Source organism: Porifericola rhodea (assembly GCF_030506305.1).
In the GTDB taxonomy this organism is placed as follows: Bacteria; Bacteroidota; Bacteroidia; order Cytophagales; family Cyclobacteriaceae; genus Catalinimonas; species Catalinimonas rhodea.
This window is the reverse complement of the sequence record NZ_CP119421.1, coordinates 5,081,637-5,105,063: the sequence shown is the minus strand read 5'-3', so window position 1 is coordinate 5,105,063 and position 23,427 is coordinate 5,081,637. Positions and strand designations below refer to the sequence as shown.

The window sequence follows — 23,427 nt, the reverse complement described above, 5'->3', positions numbered from 1 at the left end:
CTATGAAAACAACCTTCTACAACACAAAACTGTGCTGGTGGCTGGCCCTGCTCTTACTTTTTCCTGCAGGCGGTAGCATAGCTCAGGCCCTGGCCTCCCATCAGCCGGTCAGTCACAACCGACAGGCAGAAGATTCCAGCAAACAGCTGGAACAGCTTATTGAATTACTACAACAGAAATACGACGCTTCTTTTTTGTACGAAAAGAAGAATGTGAAAGGCAAAACGGTCAATGTGCTACTTAACTTCAATGATGAGCTGGAAGTTAACCTCAAAAAGATATTGCAGACATCGCACCTTACTTTTGAAAGGATAGATGACCAGACCTACATTATATTGAGCGAAGAAGAAAAAGCTCAGAAACTAAAAAAGTTAAACCAGAAAAAGACTGAAGAAGGGCAGGTTCGTAAAGATATAGCTAAGCCTGAGCTCATCGCTTCTCTAGCTACTATGGCGGCTTCGCTTAACCAAAAAGAAGTGGAGCAGAATATTTCCGGAAAAGTGGTAGATGAGGAAAGTCAGGCGCCGCTGCCAGGAGTAAATGTACTGGTAAAAGGAACAACCATAGGTACAGTAACAGACATTGATGGTAATTATGTACTGGTAGCTCCTGATGATGCTACTACGCTTATTTTTTCGCTGGTAGGTTACCTCAGCAGAGAGGTGGAAATTAATGGCAGGTCAACAGTAAACATTGATATGCCCGTAAATGTGCAGGAACTCGGAGAAGTAGTGGTAACGGCACTAGGTTTGGAGAAAGATTCGCGTACGCTGGGTTATGCTACTGCTACTGTAGCTCCCGAAGAGTTAACGGTAAACCGTACGCCCAACCTGATGAATGCTTTGCAGGGCAAAGTGCCAGGTGTTAATATATCATCTTTAGGTACCGGACCGGGAGGAACCTCTAAAATTCGTATCCGGGGTCAATCTTCTATTTCTGGTCAGAACAATCCGCTGATAGTGGTTAATGGAGTGCCTATAGATAACTCTAATTTTGGTACTAACCCCCGGGGAGAAGACCCCAATGCGCTTGGCCCCACAGGTAGTGGTATTACCTCAGATGGTGGCGACGGTCTTAGCAGCATCAACCCCGACGATGTAGAGAGCATGACCATACTCAAAGGAGCTGCCGCGGCAGCACTTTATGGTTCTCGTGCCAAAGATGGGGTAATTATGATTACCACCAAGAAAAGAGGCGAGCGACAGGGAATAGGCGTTACCTACAATCTCAACTATACCCATGAAAGCCCATTGGACTTTACAGATTATCAGTATGAATACGGGCAGGGAGAAAATGGAGTACGACCTACCACACCTAATCCTACCTCAGGGCAGTGGTCTTTTGGTGAGCGCTTTGAACCCGGTATGACACAAATTCTTTTTGATGGGGTAGAGGTGCCTTATGTACCAGTAAGAGATAGAATAGACAAGTTTTTTAGAAACGGCCAGAACCTGACCAATACCATATCCCTTGCCAGTGGAGGAGAAAATGGAGGTTTCAATCTATCTATATCTAACTTGAGTAGTCAGGGAGTAGTGCCAAATAATGAGTATCAGCGTAATACCATTAACCTGGGTTTTGATTACGATCTGTCAGATAAACTTAAGGTTAGCGGTAGTGTCAATTACTCTAGTGAGCATAACGAAAATCCGCCTAACGTTGGAGAGCAGGATAATACCATTCCGGTAGCAGTCTATAATCTGGCGAACTCTATGCCCCTTGATCTGCTGGATGAGAAAAAGTACGATGCTAATGGTAATGAGTTTGTGTACTCTCGTTTCCGTAATCGTACCAATCCGTATTTTACCCTAGCGGAGCAATTTCAGAATGTAAGGCGCGATCGTATTTTCGGAAATCTGGCACTACGTTACGATCTTACAGACTGGCTGTTTGTACAGGGACGGGTAGGACAGGACTATTGGTCAAGAGACTATGATGCTAACAACTTTCCTACCGGACAGGCTTCTCGCCCTCCTGCGCCAGAAGGTTTTGTCAATGGTATGTACTCTCAGGAGTCGCGTCGTTTCAGAGAAATCAACGGAGACTTTTTGGTATCAGGTTATCGTGAGTTCGGAGATATAGGTTTCAACCTTAATCTGGGTGGGAATATGATGTATCGCCGTATGGACAGGAATTATGTTACCGTCACCGACTTTGTGATCAGAGATTTGTATACCGTCCAAAATGGCAGGGTAAAAGATCCTATTTACGGGCTGAGTGAACGAGGGGTCAACTCCCTTTACGGTTCAGCAGAAGTATCCTTCCGGGATATGCTGTTCCTTACCGGTACACTTAGAAATGACTGGTTCTCTACCTTATCCGCAGAAAACCGTAGCATTATGTATCCATCAGTTTCTGCCAGCTATGTCTTTACCGAAAGCCTGAACAACAGCCCTGAATGGCTCAGCTTTGGTAAGTTAAGAGCAGCATATGCCGAAGTAGGTAGCGATACAGATGTTCCTCCTTATTCAGACGTGCTCTTTTACGATATTAATGCTAACCTCTTCCCTTCTCCCTCTGGCGCCTTGCAGCCCGTAGGCAGTATTAGTGGAACTACAGTGCCAAATCCGAACCTGAGACCTATGCGCTCCTCTGAAATAGAGGTCGGTCTGGAAACCCGTATGTTTAACGACCGTTTGGGCGTTGATGTAGCAGTGTATCAGAAGAATACCGAAGACCAGATTGTGCAGGCTCAAATATCTGATGCCTCAGGTTTTGTGAACACCTTGATCAATAGCGGGGAAAGTGAAACACGAGGAATAGAGATGCTGGTTAATATTGTACCTGTAGAGACTGATAATTTCCAGTGGAATTTCACATTCAACGGCTCATATAATAAAACTGAAGTACTGAGTTTGCAGACCGACACTCAGGGAGAGACTATTACGGCGGGCAGGCACGTATTTAATGGCTTTTTGCAGCACATTGTAGGTCAGGAAATGGCGCAGGTGGCGGGTTTTGGTTACAAAAGGGATGAGCAGGGCCGAATTATTTACGGAGGTAATGGCGTAGCCCTCCGTACCGATGATCTGATCACCTTCGGGAGTGCACTGCCCAATTGGGTAGGAGGCTTTACCAACTCTTTTAACTACAGAGGAATCAATTTCTCTTTCCTTATAGATTTTAAGCTGGGTAATACCATGTTATCGGGTACCAACTTCAACGCGATTCGTCATGGTTTGCATAAAATGACTTTGGAAGGCAGAGAAGGTGGTGTAGTAGGTGAAGGGGTTACCGAAAGTGGAGAAATTAATAATGTAGCTACCGATGCGCAAACTTATTGGGAGGTTGTTCGCTCCAAGCAGTTAGTAGAGCCTGCCGTATATGACGGAGGTTACTGGAAGCTTCGCCAGATATCTCTGGGCTACGACTTTACTCGCTTCTTACCTGATAATCTGCCTTTCCGTGGGCTTAGACTTAACTTTGTAGCAAACAACGTAGCTATCCTCAAGAAATGGGTACCTAATATTGACCCTGAGTCATTTGGCTTTACCTCTGACAACCTGGTGGGGCTGGAGTCTACCGGGGTGCCTACTACAAGAGGACTGGGATTCAATCTTAATGTGAAATTCTAAAAAGCATTGACCATGAAAATCACCTATAAATATTTAATTGTTCTTCTGATATTTTTTAGTGCCTGCGATAATGGTTTTGATGAGCTAAACACCAACGAAACCGATGCCACGAATATTGATCCGATATTTCAACTCAATGATGCGATTATTAATACCTCTTTCCCCGGCTCTGTCTTGGTGTACGATATGGGAATTGTGCAGCAGATAATTACCCCCAATTCGGGAGTCATTACCGGGGCCAACTTTAACCAGGATAATCGTAACTCTACTGAAGCCATGTGGGTCAACTATTATCGGGAAGTGATACTGAACACCCGCGATATTATCCGCAGGGTAGAAGGAGAGCCTGAAAGGAATAACCTCTATCAGATGACACGTATCCTACAGGCCTATGCCTTTATGCTCTTAACTGATAGCTATGGAGATGTTCCATATTTTGAAGCAGGAAAGGCTTTTTCAGATCAGGTTTTTTTGCCAACGTATGATACCCAGCAGGAAATTTATCCGGAAATTATAGATGAGCTTAGTGCTGCTACCGCTGCCCTGGATGCAAACGGAAAAGTAGAAGGTGCTGATATACTATACGGAGGCGATGTAGAGAAATGGAAAAAGTTTGGTAGTGCGCTATTGTTGAGAGCCGGAATGAGGCTAAGTAAAGTAGACCCCAGCAGGGCTGCCGAGGTAGTACAGGCTGCGGTGCAGTCAGGAGTTATTACAGATAATGACGATAATGCGTACATCAGGCATGACGCAAATTATGTCAATGGCGTAGGTAGAACTTTAAACGCTACGGAGGCTAACAATTATTATCTGGCAGCGCCCTTTGTAGATTACCTTAAAAATAATAATGACCCCCGTCTACGGTCAATAGCAGTTACGTATGTAGGCGCTGCCTCGGGGCCGGAGCAGGTGCCGGGGCCAGATGGTAATGGTTCAAACGATCCTGAAATTCAGATTGGTATGCCCATGGGTAATAATGACGAAACTGCTAAACAGGTGGCTGCTGAGTTAGGGCTGGCTAGCTTTTATGAGTTTGCCCAGGCAGATCGTTCCAGAGTTGTTAAGCAGACTGCGCCTATGTTTCTGGTGACAGCTAGTCAGAGTCAGCTGCTTATGGCTGAGGCGGCCGAGCGTGGATGGATTTCAGGGGATGCGGCCAGCTATTTTGAGCAGGGCATAAGAGCTCATATGGAGCAGATGGCTACCTATGATGAGGATTCAGCTATCCCTGGTGAAGAGATAGACACTTATGTGGCAGCAAACCCATTGCAGGGAGCCAACGCTTTGGAACAGATCAACACTCAGTATTGGGTAAGCTCTTTTTTAAACGGGCCGGAAGCCTTTGCCAACTTCAGAAGAAGCGGCTACCCTGAGCTGGATCCTAATCCGTTTCCCAATCAGGACATCAGTGGAGACTTCATCAGAAGGCTGACATATCCTTCTTCTGAGCTGGCAGTCAATACGGCTAAAATTCAGGAGGCAATCAGTCGGCAGGGAGCTGACAATCTGGAAACCAGAGTCTGGTGGGATGTAGACTAAACTATCAGGCGAACTACAAACCTGGACTGTAAACAGACAGGTTTGTAGTCTTATACGCAACCTTAATCTTCAGCATGAAAATTAATACTCTATACTACAGCTGTTTTCTGATCGTATCCTTAGCTTGGCATACAGTTGCAGCTCAAACAATAAGTAAAGAGCAGATGCAGCTGTATACTCAAAAGTGGGAAGGAGAGCGCTTTGCTGATGGCAGACCTAAAGTTTCTGACGATTTACTTCATCGTATGAATAAAGTAACTCATGAAGAAGCCTGGGCTGTCATGAAAAACGAAGGCTATCGTCATCAATATGAAGAAGGCTGGCTTTGCATACATCCTGATAGTGTGCTGGTAGGCCGGGCTTATACCGCTATGTTTATGCCGGGCAGGCCAGATGTGTATGAAGCTGTGCTGAAACAGGGACATGCAGCAGGACATATCAAAGGGCAAAACTCATGGCCTGTGGATGCCCTGCAGCCTGGTGACGTATATGTGGCAGATCAGTTCGGTGCGCATGCAGATGGTCCTACCATAGGAGATAATCTGGCTAATGCGATCTACACCAATTCAGGAAATGGGATTGTTTACAATGGTGCCATACGGGATATAGAAGGACTAAAAGAATTGCCGCACTTTACGTCATTTGTCAGAAGTTATCATCCTTCGCATCATAATCCTTCTCATGACCATAACACCAGCCTGATAGGCATGAATGTGCCTATTAACCTAGGCAGGGTGATGGTAGTGCCCGGAGACGTAATTTTAGGTAAGGAAGGGGGCGTAAGCGTAATACCGGCACACCTGGTAGAGCAGGTTGTAAAGACCTCTGAAATCGTACGTTTGCGGGATATGTTTGGCCACGAAAGGCTAAGGGAGAAGAAGTACACTGCCGGGCAGATTGATACTCGCTGGTCTGACGATATAGAAAAGGATTTTTCTCAGTGGCTGGAAGCATACATAGATCAACTTCCGGTATCACGAGAACAGATACAGGAAATTTTGAAAAACAGAACATGGTGATGATTGCACTGCACGAGAGGTACACTTCATACAAAAAAATGCCACACAATTTATCATGTCAATCAGCTATTACTTATGAACTCAAACTACTCAAGAAGGTCGTTTTTAAATAAAGGGGCTGCAGGAGCACTAGGGCTTACGCTATTTACCAATTTTGCTAATGATTTATTTGCCGCTGTGCAAAAGCAAAATCTGTTTTCCGCTCCCTCTGACCTTAAAATAACTGATGTCAAATGCGCTTACATTCGTAGCGGACATAGCCTATTTGTTAAAGTTTACACTAATCAGGATATTGTAGGGCATGGCGAAGCAGTAGATGCCACGCCTGGTACCTACTATCTGGTCAGGATGATGGGAGATAGAATCAAAGATGAGAACCCACTCAATATCCATCGTATTTTTGAAGATGTAAGGCGCAGAGGTTTCTTTGAAGGCGCTCAGTCGGGTATGTATATAGCCGTACTCACCGCTATAGAAACTGCCCTCTGGGATCTGGCAGGTAAAGCACTTAACTTACCCGTTTATCAGCTACTGGGTGGAAAGCACCGTGATAAAATCAGAGTCTATATGGATACAGCCTTGTATCAGAGTCAGCTTCCTGGTCCCGAAGATTTTGCCAATAGCGCCAAAGAAGCAGTAGATATGGGCATGACTGCTGTTAAGTTTGACCTGGACCAGTACAACGACCCTAAAAAATATGATCACTACAACTGGACAGCCAGCCCCGGTGAAATGCAGCGCATGTACGACCAGATGGCAGCGGCCCGCGAAGCTGTAGGTACCGAAATAGATATCTGTGCTGATATGCACGGCAGGTATGACCTGACCACTGGAAAAAGAGTGGCTAAAATGTTGGAGCCTCTTAATCTGATGTGGCTGGAGGAACCTATACCCGCTGAAAACAGTGATGCCTATTATCATTTGTCCCAGTCTACCTCTACACCTATTTGTGCGGGCGAAAATATTTACCTTGCTCATGGTTTCAGGCCCTTACTGGAAAAGGGTTCTGTAGATATAATTATGCCTGATTTACAGAAAGCCGGCGGGTTAGGAGAAGCGCAGCGGATAGCCAACCTGGCTAATTTGTACTATGTCCCTTTTGCGCCGCATATGGTAGCTTCCTACCTGGGTGCTATGGCTTCCAGCCATGTGTGTGCTTCGGTACCTAATTTTATGATACTTGAGTGGCAAATTTACTTTCATAAAAACCCTATGTTTAAAGAGATAGTCCATTACGAGGGCGAGATGGTAGTAGATGGCTTTATCCCTCTTTCTGAAAAGCCGGGTATAGGTGTGGAGATAAACGAAGAAGGGCTGGCTAAATACGCGGACAAAGAAGTGCCATTTTTTGCCTAGGCAGTTAGCGTACCTATGCTAATATTTGTAAATGTTAATGCAGATGCCTATGTTCATAGGTGGGCATAGCAGCTTTAACAGCATACTTTTGCCTGACTGCAATTCTTTTATACAACAAACTAAACTACTTTCTAATGAAGAGAAACTATTGGATCTTCTGCATCTCTCTCGTACTGCTGTGCTCCGGCACCCCTGCTTCTGCGCAGTTTATTACCATGACCAAAGAGGCTATGGTTGAGCTTACATCTGACTGGAAAGGGGAACGCTATCCAGATGGGCGCCCCAAAGTGTCTCAAAACTTACTGGATCGTGCTAAAAATATTTCTATTGAAGAAGCCTGGGGGGTACTGAGAAACAAAGGCTACCATGCCCAGTTTGATGGGGGCTGGAAGATGATACACGAAGATGAGCCTATTGTGGGGCGTGCTCTTACTGCGCAATACATGCCGCTACGCCCAGATATGGATGAAGACATCAAAGCTCAGGGAGAAAGAGAGGGGCGCATAGGAGGCTCTAATTCCTGGCCTATAGACGAACTACAGATGGGTGATGTATATGTGGCAGATGGTTACGGAAAAATAATTGATGGAACACTCATAGGAGACAATCTGGGTAATTCTATTTATGCCAAATCAGGTAATGGAGTCATCTTTGACGGCTCTTTGCGCGACTTAGGCGGGCTTGAGAAAATTGAAGGCTTTAATGCTTTTGTCCGTGGTTGGGACCCTTCCTTCATTAAAGATATGATGCTGACTGGCATCAACAAGCCAATCCGAATCGGTAGAGCAACTGTACTGCCAGGCGATGTAGTACTGGCAAAAAGAGAAGGTGTCATTTTTATTCCGGCACATCTGGCTGAAGAAGTTATTACCCATGCAGAATTTATAGCATTGCGAGACCAGTTTGGGCATCAGATGCTAAGAGAGGGGAAATACACTCCTGGAGAAATAGACCGGCGCTGGACCGATGATATTAAAGAAGACTTTTTGAGCTGGCTGGACGATAATCCCGACAAACTTCCTATGACTCGTGCGGAACTTGATGCTTTTATGAAAGACCGTACCTGGTAACATTCAATTACTATGCATACAACAACCTATTATGAAAAAACAGAAAGCATGGATAGGCAAGCTTTTGCATCCTGCTCAGGAGAATAGTGCTCAGGGCAGAAGAAACTTTATGCAAAAGGCGGGGTTGGGAGGGCTAGCTATCGGTTCAACTTTTTTAAACAGCCCGGTAGAAGAGACCCTGGCATATAGCACGCAAAAGGTGAAAAGGCTGAGCGCACCAAGCGAACTAAAAATTACCGATATGCGCATTGCCCAGTACGATAATGTTCCTTTGCTGAGGATAGATACCAATCAGGGAATATATGGCCTGGGAGACGTAAGAGACGGAGCTGATAAGCGGTATGCCCTTTTTCTGAAAAGCCGGATTTTAGGAGAAAACCCCTGCAATGTTGAGCGTATTTTCAGAAAGATAAAGCAGTTTGGCTGGCATGGCAGGCAGGGAGGAGGTGTATCCGGAGTAGAAATGGCCCTCTGGGATCTGGCAGGTAAAGCTTATGGTGTACCAGTATATCAGCTTTTTGGAGGCAAGTACCGTGATAAAGTGCGTATCTATGTAGATACGCCCACCGTAAATGATCCTGACGAGTTTGCCCAAAGAATGAAGGCCAGGGTGGAGCAGGGTTATACAATCCTCAAAATGGATGTTGGTATTGGGCTGATCAAAGATATCCCTGGTGCCCTTACCAATACATCGCATTGGGGAGAAATGCGTGGCTGGTCCGATCTGGATGTAAGCAGCTATACCCAAACCATGCATCCCCTCACACGGGTGCAGATTACTGAGAAAGGAGTAGACCTGCTTACAGAGTACATTGCCAAAACCAGAGAGCTAATAGGTTACGAAGTGCCTCTGGGAATTGACCATCTTGGGCATATGGGTGTCAATAGTATGATTAAGCTGGGCAAAGCTTTTGAGCCATACACTTTGTCCTGGCTGGAAGATATGGTGCCCTGGCAACATACTGAGGACTGGAAGACCATTTCTGACGCTCTTGACACTCCCACTATGACAGGCGAAGATATCTACCACAAAGAGAACTTTTATGATCTCATTACCAAAAAAGCAGTAGATATTGTCCATCCAGACCCGGGTAGTGCGGGTGGCTTGTTACAGACTAAACTTATCGGAGATCTGGCAGAAGAATATGGTATTGCTATGGCTGTTCACCATGCTGCTTCACCGGTTTCTTTCCTGGGCAGTGTACATGCTGTAGCTTCTACTTACAACTTTATTGCGCTGGAACACCATTCAGTTGACAAAAGCTGGTGGGATGACCTGATTACAGGCGTGGAAAAACCTATTGTGAAAGATGGCTATGTCAATGTACCGGAGAAGCCGGGCATAGGCGTAGAACTTAATGAAGATGTAGTGAAAGAACACCTGAGAAAAGGAGAAAAATTCTTTGCGCCTACAGAAGAATGGAACGAGATACGCTCCTGGGACCGACTATGGAGCTGATTATTTTGTTTTAACATCAACAACCTAAATACTATGAATACCAAAAAATTACATCAATTATTTAAACTACCTTCAAAAGGAAAACAGGAAGGAGGAGACCATATTTCTGAAGCACAAAATGGCCGACGAGATTTCTTGCAAAAAGCCGGACTAGGTGGGCTCGCTCTGGGAGGATTTATGCATCGCTCCGTAGAAGAGACCTTAGAATACAGCATGCAAAAAGTCAATCGGAGCTCCAATCCATCAGATTTAAAAATCACTGACCTGAGAGTTGTTGAGATCGCGAATGCACCTATGCCTTGTCCGGTAATTAGGATAGATACTAATCAGGGAATATACGGCTTGGGAGAGGTTAGAGATCATGCCAGCCCTAAGTATGCGCTATTTCTAAAAAGCCGCATTTTGGGAGAAAACCCTTGCAATGTAGATCGTATCTTCAAAAAGATAAAGCAGTTTGGAGGGCACTCTCGTCAGGCCGGAGGGGTGTGTGGTGTAGAAATGGCCCTCTGGGATCTGGCAGGTAAAGCTTACAATGTGCCCGCATACCAGTTGGTAGGAGGTAAGTTTAGAGACAAAGTAAGGCTGTACTGCGACACGGCAGGCTCACCAGACCCTATCACATATGCCAAACGTATGAAGGCTCGGGTAGATGAAGGTTTTACTTTTCTTAAAATGGATTTTGGTATACAGATGCTGAAAGATGAAGACAATGTTGTCATCAATAAAAAGATGTATGACATAGGGCAGCAGTGGAGCAGAGAATACGGTAGCTATGGTACTACAGCCCACCCTTTTACACGCATTCAGGTTACCGATGCCGGGTTGGAGAAAGTGGCAGAATATGTTAAGCAGGTGAGAGATGTGGTAGGTTACGAAATTCCTCTGGCTGCCGACCATTTCGGACATTTTGATACCAATGAAGCCATTCGTCTGGGTAGGGTGCTGGAGCCTTATCGTCTGGCTTATCTGGAAGATTTAATTCCCTGGCAGTACACAGAAAAGTGGAAAGAAATTACAAATAATATCACCACACCAACACTTACCGGAGAAGATATTTATCTGAAAGAAGAATTTATTAAACTAATAGATGCAAGGGCTGTAGATATGATTCATCCCGATCTTGCTTCTTCTGGGGGTATACTGGAAACCAAAAAAATAGGGGACTATGCAGAAGAGCATGGTGTACCCATGATGATGCACTTTGCCGGAACACCCGTTTCAATGATGGCGAATGTACACTGTGCCGCGGCTACTCAGAATTTTATCGCCCTGGAGCATCATTCGGTAGATATTGATTGGTGGGAAGATTTGGTAACAGGTATAGAAAAGCCAATTGTTCAGGATGGCCACATCAAAGTGCCCGAAAAACCAGGACTGGGAGTAGAGCTTAATGAGGATGTAGTAAAAGAGCATATGAAGAAAGGAACCAAATATTTTGCACCTACCCCCGAATGGGATACCATAGACTCAGCCGATAGGCTCTGGAGTTAATCCACAGCCTTAAAAAGTGCCATTCCTTACTAGGTTTGGCATTTTTTTACTTTTATCTTACAGTAATCTTGGCTTGAATAAAGATACATATGAAGCAACCTAAAACGATCTACAAAATTATGCTGGGCATTGCTGCCCTTTCCCTTATCGCATTTATTGTATTACTTATACTAGGCTATGGTCAGCAAACCGGGCCTTTTCTGTCAATATTTTTTCTTTCTCTGGCTATTGGCTTCAGAGGCTATTCATTTCTTAAAGGGTTTACATTTACGGTTATTATATTTGCTTCGGTTACGGTAGCCATGTATTATCCATCCTATTTTCAGGAAATCAATGGCTTTGACCTTAAAAACCTGTTTGTGCCCTTGCTTCAGTTGATCATGTTTGGTATGGGCACCGCCATGAGTTTAAACGACTTTGTAGGGGTTGTAAAAATGCCTAAGGGCGTGCTCATAGGCATACTTTGTCAATTTACCATTATGCCTTTTGTAGGTTTTGGTCTGGCCACTGCATTAGGCGTATCCCCGGAGATTGCGGCTGGAATTGTGCTTATCGGTTCGTCTCCCAGTGGGTTGGCTTCTAATGTGATGTCTTATCTGGCTCGGGCCAATCTGGCACTATCTGTTACTCTTACAGCAGTGTCTACTCTTCTGGCACCTTTAATGACCCCTTTGCTCATGCAACTTCTGGCAGGCCAGTTTATAGAGATTGATACTTTAGGTATGATGTGGAGTATAGTAAAAATTGTAATTTTGCCAGTGATAGCGGGTCTGGTATTTAATTATTTTTTCCATGGTAAAATGAAATGGCTGGATGATGCTATGCCTATCCTCTCTATGTTTGGTATCGCTTATATCATCACCATCATTACTGCTGCCGGAAGAGATGAGTTGCTCAACATAGGCTTTGTTCTTATCCTGGCAGGTATATTTCATAATCTTTCCGGGTACTTTCTTGGATATTGGGGGTGCCGTTTTTCAGGTATGGCTGAAAGAGACTGCCGTACCATAGCCCTGGAGGTAGGTATGCAAAATGGTGGACTGGCATCGGGTATAGCCCTGGAGATGGGAAAAGTGGCAACCGTAGGGCTGGCACCGGCAGTATTTGGTCCTGTAATGAATATAACAGGTTCATCATTAGCTACTTACTGGAGAGGTAAGCCTATTAATGATGATGGAGAACAGAAGGAGGAGGAAAAAAACAAAACAAAACTTGAACACGACAAAGCAACGACCTGATTTATGCTAAGACAAGTTTCTGTCATCATTCTTACTTTACCCTTCTTCTTTGCTTGCCAGTCTGGCCCTGAGCAGGAAAAGAGCCAGTATTCAGATACACTAAGTCTGCATGAAGAAGTATATACTGAGCTAGTAGATAATCTACTAATAGTATGGTATCCCCGTACTATAGATAGCATATACGGAGGCTTTCTCACTAACTTCAGTCATGATTGGCAACGGATGGAAAGTCAGGAAAAAATGATTGTTACCCAGGCTAGACACCTCTGGACACTCTCAAAAGCTGCTCAAATGTTTCCTGAAGAGGGGATGTACGCGGAGGCTGCCACCCATGCTTATAACTTTTTGCGCGATAAAATGTGGGATCAGCAAGACGGCGGGTTCTACTGGTTGCTGGACCGTGAAGGCAATCCGCTTGCCAGCAATATTGACAACAAGCTAAAACGGGTATATGGGAATGCATTTGGTGTTTATGCACTGGCCGCTTATTATGCTATGTCTGGAGAAGAAGAGGCTTTAGAATTTGCTCAGAAAGCTTTTCGCTGGATAGATGAACATGCTCATGATCCTAAAAATTCAGGATACTTTTCCACACTTACTAAAGATGGAGTAGTAATTGACAGTAGTATGTTTCAGCAGGATCTTCCAAGTCCTACTTATTTCTACAAGGATCAAAATACCAGCATACATCTGTTAGAGGCCTTTACAGAGCTATATCATGTGTGGCCAGATGAACTGCTGGAAGAAAGACTACGAGAGATGTTTCATCTGATACGCGATCGTATGGTATCTGAGCAGGGCTATCTACGTTTATACTTTTATGACAACTGGCAGCCAATTTCTTACAAAGACTCAACAGCAGCAGTGCGTGAGGCTAACTATGCAGTAGACCATGTATCTTTTGGTCATGATATTGAAACTGCTTACCTGCTGCTGGAAGCATCTGAAGCTTTAGAAGAGTATGAGTACCAAACTACCCTTAATCGGGCCAGGCAAATGGTAGATCATACCATCGCCAATGGCATTGATACTGTGCGAAGCGGGATTTTGGAGCGTGGCTATTATCTTCCTGAAAATGAACAGCTAAGCATTGTTGATGATCGTAAAAACTGGTGGTCGCAGGCTGAAGGCTTAAACTCACTTTATCTTTTTTCTACTTTTTATCCAGAAGATAGTACATATCAAAAAGAATTTGACCGCTTATGGAAGTATACCAAAACCTATATTATTGACCACGAAAATGGAGGTTGGTATAGCAATGGCTTAGATACTCACTCATCTTCAAAACAAGATCGTAAGGCACATATCTGGAAAGGAAATTACCATAATGCTCGTACACTGTTCAATCTGCTCAGAATGACGGAAAGGCGGGGGGAGCATAGTTAAAATCGGTATAATTACTTAATTTTTTCAAATACTTTACATCAGAGATTCTTCAGGCAATTTGAAATTTGTGAATCAGAAGCAAATACTAGCTTTGCTATTGAACAAATCCACTCAGAATGTCGGAAGTAGCTACAAAAGCAGGTGTTGCGAGTTTGAAAAAATGGTACCTTATCACCATCACTACCCTTATGCTAATGATGGTGTTGATGCACGTCTTAAGCTCCAAAATAATTTATAAAACAAACAAAAGTACAGACTTTATAGAGCTGATAGCTCAACAGGAAGCGCTAAGCCAGAGAATGCTAAAGCTGGTACTGCTAACAGATAGAGGAAACGCTGAACCGGCATTATCGCAACTAAGTACACTTAATGAAAAATGGACAGAAAATAGTTTCCAACTAAAGTCGTTACTGTCATCTGAAGTAGCAGATGGGGAGGCTACACAAGCCGCACTTTGCCAGAAAGTAGATACTCAGCAGAAAGAAATATCTGAAATAATTAAAGAGTTTTTAGTAGTTGCTCATGTCAATGAATTGAGAGGGCAGATGATACAAAAGCTATTTGTCAACGAAGACAGCTTTTTAGAGGCTACCGCACAACTTACGGCCATCCACCGTACAGAAGCCAAGGAGGGGGCGAATCTGCTTAACCAGGTAACTTTGCTGATTGTCATATTTGCTTCTGCTCTTACATTTATACTGTATCGTTTACATAATGCCAGCATTCGCAATATGAAAGTGATGTTGTCTATTGACGATGACATGCCTCAGTCTACTACGAGAGCAATAACTACAAGCGATTTTTCAACTGACTTAGAAAACCATTCTGCTCACACCAAAGTGTTGGTAATTAAAGATCAGCATATGCCGGTAGACTATGTCGCATGGTATCTTAACAAATGGTCTATAGACTTTAAAGTAGCCAAAGATCTGGACACTGCTGAAGCTATGGCAGGTCTGGAAAAGTTTGATGTATTGCTTTACAATCAGCTAGCAGAAAAGAGACAGGATGGTAAGCCCTTGCTAAATAACTACTTTCATATCTCTCAACTGCCGCAGGTAGAACTGGATGAAACAGATACCTGGGAAATCCACGCTCAAATTTACGAAGAGGCAGAACAAAATACGCCAGGTAAACTTTTTGATAAGATTAAAGCTCAAATTCCGCAGGAAAAAGTCAAATAATGATAAGGTGGCTCACACAGGCAGTCCGAGATTATTTTGGCTTTTCCAGAAGGGAAACCAGAGGCGTGTTTGTGCTTATGATTATTATCTCTCTGGCATTATTCACTACCATTTATATTGAAAAGAATGCGTATCAGCATTACCAGACAAAGGCAGAAGATCAATATATTTTGGATTCACTTATCACTCTGCTGAATGATGCTATAGTAGAAAGCCCCATATTTGTTGCTTCTAAAAAAGAAAACAAAGAGCTTTTCCGCTTTGACCCAAATACCGCTCAGTATGAAGCTTTTTTGAAGTTAGGGGTTAGCGAAAAGCTTTCTAAGCGCATAGTCAATTATCGTAACAAAGGAGGAAAGTTCTACAAAAAGGGAGATCTGCTTAAAATTTATGGTTTTCCTGAAAATTTATATGCTCAACTTCAGCCTTACATCTACATCTCACAAAAGGCTCAGCCCAAGCGTAGTAAAAAACCTTTTTCAGAACCAAAAGCTGTTCAAAAAGTAACTGTAAGTAGTAAGACTTCTTCAGCAGAGTACAAACCTCAACTTCTGGATATTAACCTTGCAGACTCTTCAGAGCTAAAAACTTTAAGAGGCATAGGGGATAAACTTTCCGCACGCATTATCAAATACCGTAATAAATTAGGTGGGTTTCATAGCAAAGCACAATTAAAAGAAATTTTTCATATCAGTGATATGGCTCTGGAATCTCTGAACAACTATACTTTTATACAGAAAAACTTTAGCCCTCAAAAAATCAAAATCAATGAAGCTGAGTTTAAAACTTTGCTTAGCCATCCTTATATTGATTATGAATTGGCAAAGTCAATTATGAATCATCGTAGAATTTATGGCAACTTTTCTTCTACTGAACAGCTTAAGGAAGTGTACTATATGAAAGAAGAATTGCTTGTAAAGCTTTTACCCTATGTAGTTATTTAGTAAATCACATACTATGGCCAATAGCGCACTTTTAAAACTGATAAGCTCTATTCATTAATCAACTATGCACAAAATATTACAATCCTATCTTAGGAGATTAACGAACATTACCAGTAATAATCGCTCTCTGTACCTGCCTCGTCTGGTAGCCAAGCAATTCGTAGATGTGCATAAATTTGATTTTCTTAACAACTTTTCATCTTTTAAAATTATTGAGTGGCTTATTGCCGGGGGAGCACACGATCTTAAAGGGATTGATAGTAAAATTATACCGCTAAGCGCGGTAATGGATAGCCGTGATTCGGGTAGCAATAAGATTAGTCAGCAACTCAAAAAACTGTCTCGTACAGACAAATTTCTCTTTGATGAACAAGGCTCTAAAGATTTGTTTATCGGCTGGCCATTTGTTAGAGGTAAATTTGCTGATGGAACAGTGGTACGCTGCCCCCTCATGTTTTTTCCTGTAAGCCTGGAGCAACATCAGACAAATGAATATGGACTACAATGGGTACTTAAAATCCGAGACGAAGTTAGTGTTTCTCTGAACAAGACTTTTCTGCTGGCTTATGCATATTACAACAAACTTAGCTTTGATGAAGCGCTCGCCGAGAAAAGCTTTGATGATTTTGATGCGGACAGCCGTATATTTAGGACTTCCCTCTATCAGCTTTTTAAAGAAAGTGATGTAACGGTAAATTTTAATCAGGAGATTTTTGTAGATAAGCTGCAAAACTTTGAAGAGTTTACTAAAGAAGAGATTACCGAAGCTGAGAAGGAGGGAGAACTGAAGCTTTACCCGGAAGCGGTATTAGGAATTTTTCCTCAGGCAGGGTCGTATTTGGTTCCCGACTACCTTAAGCTTATTGATAACCAGTTTCTTCCAGATATAGAAGCGTTCTTTTCTAAACGGGCAACCACCGAAAAAATAGTCTACTCCAGTCTGGAAGGTTTGGAGCTTGGCCTTAAAGAAAAGCTTAGCAAAGAGCATATTGATTATGCCAGCCGCATAAAAGAGGAGCAAATTTTTTGTCCTTTTCCTATGGATGCATTTCAGGAAAAAGCTATTCGTACTGTTAAAAGGGGAAATTCATTAGTTGTACAGGGCCCTCCCGGTACTGGAAAATCTCAAATGATTACCAACCTTATAGGTGATTATATAGCCCAGGGAAAACGGGTATTGGTAGTATGCCAAAAAAGAGCGGCTTTAGATGTGGTGTATAGACGGCTGGAAGAGAAAGATATACATCCTTTTGTGGCTTTAGTGCACGACTTTAAGAATGACAGAAGAGAAATTTACAATCAGCTTAGTAAGCAGATTGATTCGCTCTATGAGTATCAGCACAAAAATAACAGTCTGGATACTATCTATCTGGAAAGAAACTTTCTTCAGTACAGCAGGCGTATCGAGCAAATATGTGATGAACTGGATGATTTTAAAAACGCCCTTTTTGATGAACGAGAAGCTGGCATAGCTATTAAAGAGTTGTATTTAACTTCTGATATTGATCTGCCTTCAGTTAATATGAAGCAGGAGTACAGGAACTTTAGTATTACTGAGATGCAACCGTTCCTTAAAAAACTGAGAACATTTACCGCTTATTCCAATCAGTTTGAAAGAGAAAGTTATCTCCTCTACGATCGCAACCCCTTTGTTAATTATGCTGTTGAAGACCTCAAGAAAATACGTGAGATTGTCAAAGACATTCCTGAGTTTAAGCGTGAGATAGAAGAGAAAGTAGAGAAAAGCCTGAAGACAAAGGTGGATTTTGTGGTTTGTGAAAACTTACAGCAGCGCTCGGCTGAAATTTCGGAATTTATTGACTTGCTGCAGGAAGAAAAGGCCTTTGACTTTTTTACCCATATGGTGCCTAATGTGGATAAAGATGCTGATCCATTATGGTTGTCAAATATTGAACGTATTATCGCTGAGTGTTACGAAGGTAGCGGTCCGGAGGTGCATCTTGATGTTGACGATCTAGGCAAATGTCAGAAAGTTGTTTCCGAAGCCGAAGACGCAAGAAATGGCTTCTTCAGCTGGATGTGGTGGAAAATGTTTTCTAAAGACAAAGCTTATGTTAACGAGATCTTAGCCAAAAATGAGCTGGGGGATACCAAGAAAGACTTTCAGGTTTTAGGAGAAAAAGTTGACAATCGCCTTAACCTGGAACATAATTTAACCAAGCTTAGGGATAAAAAGTGGATCAAAGATGTGCCGGACCAGGAGTCGTCTCAGCAGTTTGATAAGTCTATCATTCTGGAATGGTTTGAACATCAGAAAAAGGCGCTTCAGGCTACCTTGATATTTCATTCATTAAGAAACTTCAATGAGTACTTTAACATCAAAAAGATTTCTTATGAAGAGCTATACCAGCGTACTCATAACCTTTTAAATGTGCTGGAGACTATTGCTCCACGTATTAAGTCTTGGGAAGTATACCTCTCACCCGCACAGGTGAGTAAGTTGATCACCAAAGAACATAGTGAGGACTTTTTAAAAATACTGGATCGTGATTTTGATGCGATTAGCGATTTTGATACACTAAATTATAATCTTGAAGAGTATGAAAAAGCAGTGATCACACGCCTCTTGGATGAAACCAAAGATCGGTCCGAAGAGGGTGTGGTTGCTTTGTTTCAGAATAGTGTTCGCCTGGCTTGGATAGACCATCTGGAAGCTAAATTTCCTCAGCTGAGAATGGTTTCGTCCAGGCAAATGGAAGACCTGGAGCATGAGCTACAGCAATGCATAGAAGAAAAACTGAAAATTAGTCAGGAGATTTTGCATATGAAGGTACGCGAACGTACTTATTATGATGTAGAATACAATCGTCTTAATAACATGGTCACATATCGTGACCTTAATCATCAGATTAACAAAAAACGTAAAATCTGGCCTTTAAGAAAGGTAATTGGCACCTTTGAGGATGAGGTTTTCAACCTTATTCCCTGCTGGCTAGCTTCACCCGAAACAGTATCGGCCATCTTTCCTCTGGCAGATAAGCCGATGTTTGATCTGGTTATCTTTGATGAGGCCTCCCAATGTTTTGCCGAAAAGGGGATACCTGCTATGTATCGGGGGCAGCAGGTGGTAGTGGCTGGTGATAGTCAGCAACTGAGTCCTAACGATCTGTATCAGGCGCGCTGGGAAGACGATGAAAGTGAAAATGTAGAAGAAGCTGTGGCATTAGAAGCTACCTCGCTACTGGAACTCGCGCAGGGCTATTTGCAAAGTTTACAGCTTAAAGGGCACTACCGTAGCCGCACACTTGACCTCATTGATTTTTCTAACCATCATTTTTATAACGATAAGCTTCGTTTGCTACCTGACTATTATGATGTTAATAATGGAGAGCCCGCCATTGAGTATATGAAAGTGGATGGAAGCTGGAGCAAGCAGGTAAACCAGGTAGAAAGTAAACAGGTAGTCAAATTGATTAAAGAGCTTATACAAAAGCAACCTGCAAAATCCATCGGGGTTATTTGTTTTAACCTTAAACAACAAGAGCTAATACAGGACGATCTGGAGACCGCTGCACTGACTGAAAACATTGTCTTACCAGACCACCTTTTTGTTAAAAATATAGAAAATGTGCAGGGTGATGAAAGAGACATAATCATATTCTCTACCGCTTATGCACCCAATGAACAGGGCAAACTTATATTGCAATTTGGTAGCCTAAATCAGGCCAAAGGAGAAAACCGACTGAATGTAGCTATTACCAGAGCAAAAGAGAAGATTTATCTGGTTACCAGTATTATGCCTCAACAAATGGATGTGTCCCAAACTAAGAATGAGGGACCCAAATTATTGAAGAAGTATCTGGAGTATGCATGGCAGGTATCCAACCAAAAATACGTTCCGACTCTTCCTTCACTGGGGGATCATCATGTGGAGTGGTTTCTTGCTAACAAACTTATGCAATGGACTGGTGAAGAACTGGAAAATTACAATGCCAAAAGAGAGCTGCCATTTGCTGACCTAAGCCTGAAAAACGGAGATGAAAGATATATCGGTTTAATCAATACCGACGATGATATTTATTATCAGAGCGAATCTGCTAAAGATATTCATGCTTACCGACCTTTCCTGCTTAGCGAGAAAAACTGGAAGTTTAAGAATATCTATAGCAGACAGTACTGGCAGCAAAATGAACAGGTAAAAGAAGGTATCAACCGTTTTATTTTTGCTGATAGCCAGAGCAATTAAGCTCTGTTAGCAATCATTTGAGCTAGCTCTTCCAGATACCTTTGGTCAACTTCATCAAAGTTGGCGAGCTGCTCACTATCTACATCTATAACCATAAGTACCTGTCCATCTTTAATGACGGGTACTACTATCTCTGATCGGGAGTCGGCACTACACGCAATATGCCCCGGAAACTTATCTACATCTTCAACTATCAGAGTTTTCTTTTCAGAGTAAGAAGTGCCGCAAACCCCTTTGCCAGGCTTAATACGGGTACAGGCAATAGGCCCCTGAAAAGGTCCGAGCACCAGCTCTTCTCCCTCTACCAGATAAAAGCCTACCCACCAGAAGTTAAAAGTTTGCTTTAAAGCCGCGGATACATTGGCCAGATTGGCTATCATGTTGCTTTCTCCACTAATCAGACCTTCTATCTGAGGTAAGAGCTGCTCGTATTTTTGTGCTTTTTCTACCCCTTGTGCGATGCTTAATTCTTCTGCCATTTCATTCAAATTATTATATTCAAAATCCTATGAATTTTAAGTGAAGATGATGCACTATTTTTGCTCATCTTGTTTTAAAACTTAACATATAAACACAACAGATATGAAGAACGTCATTATTGTTGTTTTCGTTGGTTTTTTTTCAGGAATAGCGGGAGCATTTACTTACCAGCAGCTTAGCTTCACCGACAATGAAACCAGCACAACAGTAAATTTTTCAGGTCAGGCTAACGCTAGTCTGCCAGATTTGCAGTTTGCCACACACGAAAAAGAAGAAGAAACCTCTACCAAAAGTAAATATGCAATAGGCGAAGACTTTGCTGAGGCTTCTGCTAAAAGTACACCTAGTGTAGTTTACATCAAGACAATTGCCGAAAACGAATATAGTGGTAGCAGTTGGTTAGAACTATTCTTTGAAGGAAGAACTAACCAACAGGTAAGTAGTGGTTCTGGTGTTATATATTCTCGCGATGGTTTTATCATTACGAACAACCATGTAATAGATAATGCTACCCGTATAGAAGTAATACACAACCGAAGAACTTATGCTGCCCAGGTTGTAGGTACAGATCCCTCTACCGATCTGGCGGTACTAAAAGTAGAGGCTGATGATTTGCCATCTATCAGCCTCGGTAACTCCCGCAACCTAAAAGTAGGGGAGTGGGTTCTGGCAGTAGGTAATCCATTTAACCTCAACTCTACGGTTACTGCTGGAATTGTAAGTGCAAAAGGTAGAGAAATTAACATATTGCAAAGCAAATTTCCTATAGAGTCTTTTATTCAGACTGATGCTGCTATTAACCCCGGAAACAGCGGTGGGGCATTGGTAGATCGTAGTGGTAGTTTGGTTGGTATTAATACTGCTATACTCTCACGAACTGGGTCATATGCAGGCTATGGCTTCGCGGTACCAGTAGATATTGTGCGCAAAGTTGTAGACGATATTATAGAGTATGGAGAGGTGCAAAAAGCCTTTTTCGGCGCCGATGTAGTAGATGTTGATGCGGAGATAGCTCAGCAACTTAATACAAACGATGTAAATGGGGTGGTTATCAGCTATTTGCAACGCTATGGCGCAGCAGAGAAAGCAGGCTTACAAAAGGGTGATATCATTCTAAAGATAAATCAGGAGACCGTTGAATCCCGAAGTGATTTTGAAGAACTGATTTCTTACCATAGTCCCGGTGACAAAATTGATGTAGTATATAAGCGAGATAATAAAATTAAGCAGCTAAACCTTCAGCTTACAAACCGGGAGGGTACAACTACTTTAATTACCAGAGATATTTACCAGTCCGAAAGACTAGGGGCAGAGCTGGAAAATGTTTCTAAAGTAGAAGCCGACCTTTTAGGCATTGAGAGCGGCATAAAAATTAACAAAGTGAATAACGGCTTAATCAGAAGGCTGGGTATAGATGAAGGTTTTGTAATTACTGCAATTAATAAATATGCTGTAAACAGCCCTAAAGAGGTGGAAGATATATTAACAAGAATTAGAGGAAGAGTCAGAATTGAAGGGGTAAACAAAAAAGGAGTTAAAGGTTATTATTCATACCACTTCTAAATATTTAGCTTCAAATTACTGAGGAAGGTATAAATAATACAAAATTATGTATTGTTGTTTGTGTCTTCCTCGGTATTTTCTACTTCAGTAAAACTGATGTTATATAGTACCATTATAAGCATAACGAGCGGCAAAAGATGCAACAAAAGTGCTCTATTGGTCTCTAACAAAAGAAAAAAGTCTTCTGTAAACGGAAAATTAAACCATTCCATAGTGATAACATTTCTTTACTCCTCTACCTATAATAAAGTAATTGAGTAATAAATGTTTCACTACTTAAGCAAAAAAGCTATAGTAGTAAGTTTTTGCTAGCTATATTAAGCTTACTTAAACCTACTTCTACCACTCTTCACTCACTTCTACGGTTTTTTCATTTGTCTCATTCAGACTCACCGGATTGCCGTGCATAGCCATGTTTAAATAAGCAATTTCAGCTTCTATCGCTTGTAAAAAAGTTTCACTATGTGACTTCCATTCTTCTGTATCTACTACCGACTCCAGATCTTTTCTTTTTCTTTGTAGTACCACATACTTTCCGTACCGATTACGCTCGTAGGGAAGAAATTCAAAATCAGATAGCAGGTAGCGGTAGCGCCCATCTTTAAACTCCAGCTTCATATCAAATTGAATATCAGCATAAGGAATCCTGGATAGGATTCCTTTTTCATGAAGCGTAAGTTTCTGTTCTATACTGAGGCTAAAGTTCTCGTCTTCTAACTCCTTCTTCCGCTTTGGTATTTCAGAGTAAACATCTTGCGCTAGTTTGTATAGCCCAGGTTGCGACTTTCCTTCTTCAGTAATCACCTCAGTAAAGAGTAGTTTACCTTCAGGAGTATAAGTATAGTCGGTTAGCTGAGCGAAAGACTCAGTACAAAAAAGAATAATTACAAGTGTAAATAAGTGCTTCATATAAGCT

Annotated in this window: 15 protein-coding genes; 13 read left to right on the top strand and 2 right to left on the bottom strand. The window is 42.3% G+C overall.

Translation table 11 applies throughout. The annotated features are described in order from the left end of the window. The first annotated feature begins 2 nt into the window (after positions 1–2). From PZB74_RS21080 to PZB74_RS21025, 12 genes are all read left to right on the top strand, one after another. On the top strand, positions 3–3,575 hold the full coding sequence (locus PZB74_RS21080; protein WP_436837118.1) for a SusC/RagA family TonB-linked outer membrane protein: 3,573 nt from the start codon (positions 3–5) through the stop codon (positions 3,573–3,575). A 12-nt stretch (positions 3,576–3,587) separates the two neighbouring features. Continuing rightward, positions 3,588–5,114 (top strand): SusD/RagB family nutrient-binding outer membrane lipoprotein, encoded by a 1,527-nt coding sequence (locus PZB74_RS21075; protein ID WP_302239270.1) that lies wholly within the window; start codon positions 3,588–3,590, stop codon positions 5,112–5,114. Positions 5,115–5,278: 164 nt separating this feature from the next. Beyond that, complete coding sequence (locus tag PZB74_RS21070; protein ID WP_436837117.1) at positions 5,279–6,133, top strand: RraA family protein; 855 nt, start codon at positions 5,279–5,281, stop codon at positions 6,131–6,133. A gap of 75 nt (positions 6,134–6,208) precedes the next feature. Next, positions 6,209–7,489: a mandelate racemase/muconate lactonizing enzyme family protein gene (locus PZB74_RS21065; protein ID WP_302239266.1), complete on the top strand. Its 1,281-nt coding sequence runs from the start codon at positions 6,209–6,211 to the stop codon at positions 7,487–7,489. Positions 7,490–7,623: 134 nt separating this feature from the next. Beyond that, positions 7,624–8,559 (top strand): RraA family protein, encoded by a 936-nt coding sequence (locus PZB74_RS21060; RefSeq protein WP_302239264.1) that lies wholly within the window; start codon positions 7,624–7,626, stop codon positions 8,557–8,559. Positions 8,560–8,590: 31 nt separating this feature from the next. Next, on the top strand, positions 8,591–10,018 hold the full coding sequence (locus PZB74_RS21055) for a mandelate racemase/muconate lactonizing enzyme family protein (protein WP_436837116.1): 1,428 nt from the start codon (positions 8,591–8,593) through the stop codon (positions 10,016–10,018). Positions 10,019–10,051: 33 nt separating this feature from the next. Continuing rightward, on the top strand, positions 10,052–11,509 hold the full coding sequence (locus PZB74_RS21050; RefSeq protein ID WP_302239262.1) for a mandelate racemase/muconate lactonizing enzyme family protein: 1,458 nt from the start codon (positions 10,052–10,054) through the stop codon (positions 11,507–11,509). Positions 11,510–11,598: 89 nt separating this feature from the next. Next, a complete protein-coding gene (locus PZB74_RS21045; RefSeq protein WP_302239260.1) occupies positions 11,599–12,747 on the top strand; it encodes a bile acid:sodium symporter family protein in 1,149 nt (382 codons plus the stop codon). 3 nt (positions 12,748–12,750) lie between these two features. Then, positions 12,751–14,133, top strand: coding sequence for an AGE family epimerase/isomerase (locus tag PZB74_RS21040; protein WP_302239258.1), 1,383 nt, complete (start codon positions 12,751–12,753; stop codon positions 14,131–14,133). A 116-nt stretch (positions 14,134–14,249) separates the two neighbouring features. Next, positions 14,250–15,317: a hypothetical protein gene (locus PZB74_RS21035; protein WP_302239256.1), complete on the top strand. Its 1,068-nt coding sequence runs from the start codon at positions 14,250–14,252 to the stop codon at positions 15,315–15,317. Beyond that, the gene (locus PZB74_RS21030) at positions 15,317–16,261 is read left to right on the top strand and encodes a ComEA family DNA-binding protein (RefSeq protein ID WP_302239254.1); all 945 of its coding nucleotides are present in this window, start codon (positions 15,317–15,319) and stop codon (positions 16,259–16,261) included. The genes PZB74_RS21035 and PZB74_RS21030 overlap by 1 nt, the downstream gene beginning before the upstream one ends. 64 nt (positions 16,262–16,325) lie before the next feature. After that, complete coding sequence (locus tag PZB74_RS21025; RefSeq protein ID WP_302239251.1) at positions 16,326–20,468, top strand: DEAD/DEAH box helicase; 4,143 nt, start codon at positions 16,326–16,328, stop codon at positions 20,466–20,468. Here the strand turns inward: PZB74_RS21025 and PZB74_RS21020 are convergent. Continuing rightward, positions 20,465–20,947: a GAF domain-containing protein gene (locus tag PZB74_RS21020; RefSeq protein WP_302239249.1), complete on the bottom strand. Its 483-nt coding sequence runs from the start codon at positions 20,945–20,947 to the stop codon at positions 20,465–20,467. The genes PZB74_RS21025 and PZB74_RS21020 overlap by 4 nt on opposite strands. Positions 20,948–21,050: 103 nt before the next feature. On the opposite strand from PZB74_RS21020, the gene PZB74_RS21015 reads away from it, so the two are divergent. Continuing rightward, positions 21,051–22,511 carry a trypsin-like peptidase domain-containing protein gene (locus PZB74_RS21015; protein WP_302239248.1) on the top strand — a complete coding sequence of 487 codons (1,461 nt, stop codon included), beginning with the start codon at positions 21,051–21,053 and terminating at the stop codon, positions 22,509–22,511. Positions 22,512–22,850: 339 nt separating this feature from the next. Here the strand turns inward: PZB74_RS21015 and PZB74_RS21010 are convergent, their stop codons facing one another. Next, a complete protein-coding gene (locus PZB74_RS21010; protein ID WP_302239247.1) occupies positions 22,851–23,420 on the bottom strand; it encodes a hypothetical protein in 570 nt (189 codons plus the stop codon). Between the last annotated feature and the right edge of the window lie 7 nt (positions 23,421–23,427).

Bases quoted from the DNA above. Each gene is read 5' to 3' on its own strand.
- PZB74_RS21050 (WP_302239262.1), top strand. From the start codon at position 10,052: ATGAATACCAAAAAATTACATCAATTATTTAAACTACCTTCAAAAGGA.
- PZB74_RS21080 (WP_436837118.1), top strand. From the start codon at position 3: ATGAAAACAACCTTCTACAACACAAAACTGTGCTGGTGGCTGGCCCTG.
- PZB74_RS21020 (WP_302239249.1), bottom strand. From the start codon at position 20,947: ATGGCAGAAGAATTAAGCATCGCACAAGGGGTAGAAAAAGCACAAAAA.
- PZB74_RS21075 (WP_302239270.1), top strand. From the start codon at position 3,588: ATGAAAATCACCTATAAATATTTAATTGTTCTTCTGATATTTTTTAGT.
- PZB74_RS21015 (WP_302239248.1), top strand. From the start codon at position 21,051: ATGAAGAACGTCATTATTGTTGTTTTCGTTGGTTTTTTTTCAGGAATA.
- PZB74_RS21060 (WP_302239264.1), top strand. From the start codon at position 7,624: ATGAAGAGAAACTATTGGATCTTCTGCATCTCTCTCGTACTGCTGTGC.
- PZB74_RS21045 (WP_302239260.1), top strand. From the start codon at position 11,599: ATGAAGCAACCTAAAACGATCTACAAAATTATGCTGGGCATTGCTGCC.
- PZB74_RS21065 (WP_302239266.1), top strand. From the start codon at position 6,209: ATGAACTCAAACTACTCAAGAAGGTCGTTTTTAAATAAAGGGGCTGCA.
- PZB74_RS21030 (WP_302239254.1), top strand. From the start codon at position 15,317: ATGATAAGGTGGCTCACACAGGCAGTCCGAGATTATTTTGGCTTTTCC.
- PZB74_RS21070 (WP_436837117.1), top strand. From the start codon at position 5,279: ATGCAGCTGTATACTCAAAAGTGGGAAGGAGAGCGCTTTGCTGATGGC.
- PZB74_RS21035 (WP_302239256.1), top strand. From the start codon at position 14,250: ATGTCGGAAGTAGCTACAAAAGCAGGTGTTGCGAGTTTGAAAAAATGG.
- PZB74_RS21010 (WP_302239247.1), bottom strand. From the start codon at position 23,420: ATGAAGCACTTATTTACACTTGTAATTATTCTTTTTTGTACTGAGTCT.
- PZB74_RS21040 (WP_302239258.1), top strand. From the start codon at position 12,751: ATGCTAAGACAAGTTTCTGTCATCATTCTTACTTTACCCTTCTTCTTT.
- PZB74_RS21055 (WP_436837116.1), top strand. From the start codon at position 8,591: ATGAAAAAACAGAAAGCATGGATAGGCAAGCTTTTGCATCCTGCTCAG.
- PZB74_RS21025 (WP_302239251.1), top strand. From the start codon at position 16,326: ATGCACAAAATATTACAATCCTATCTTAGGAGATTAACGAACATTACC.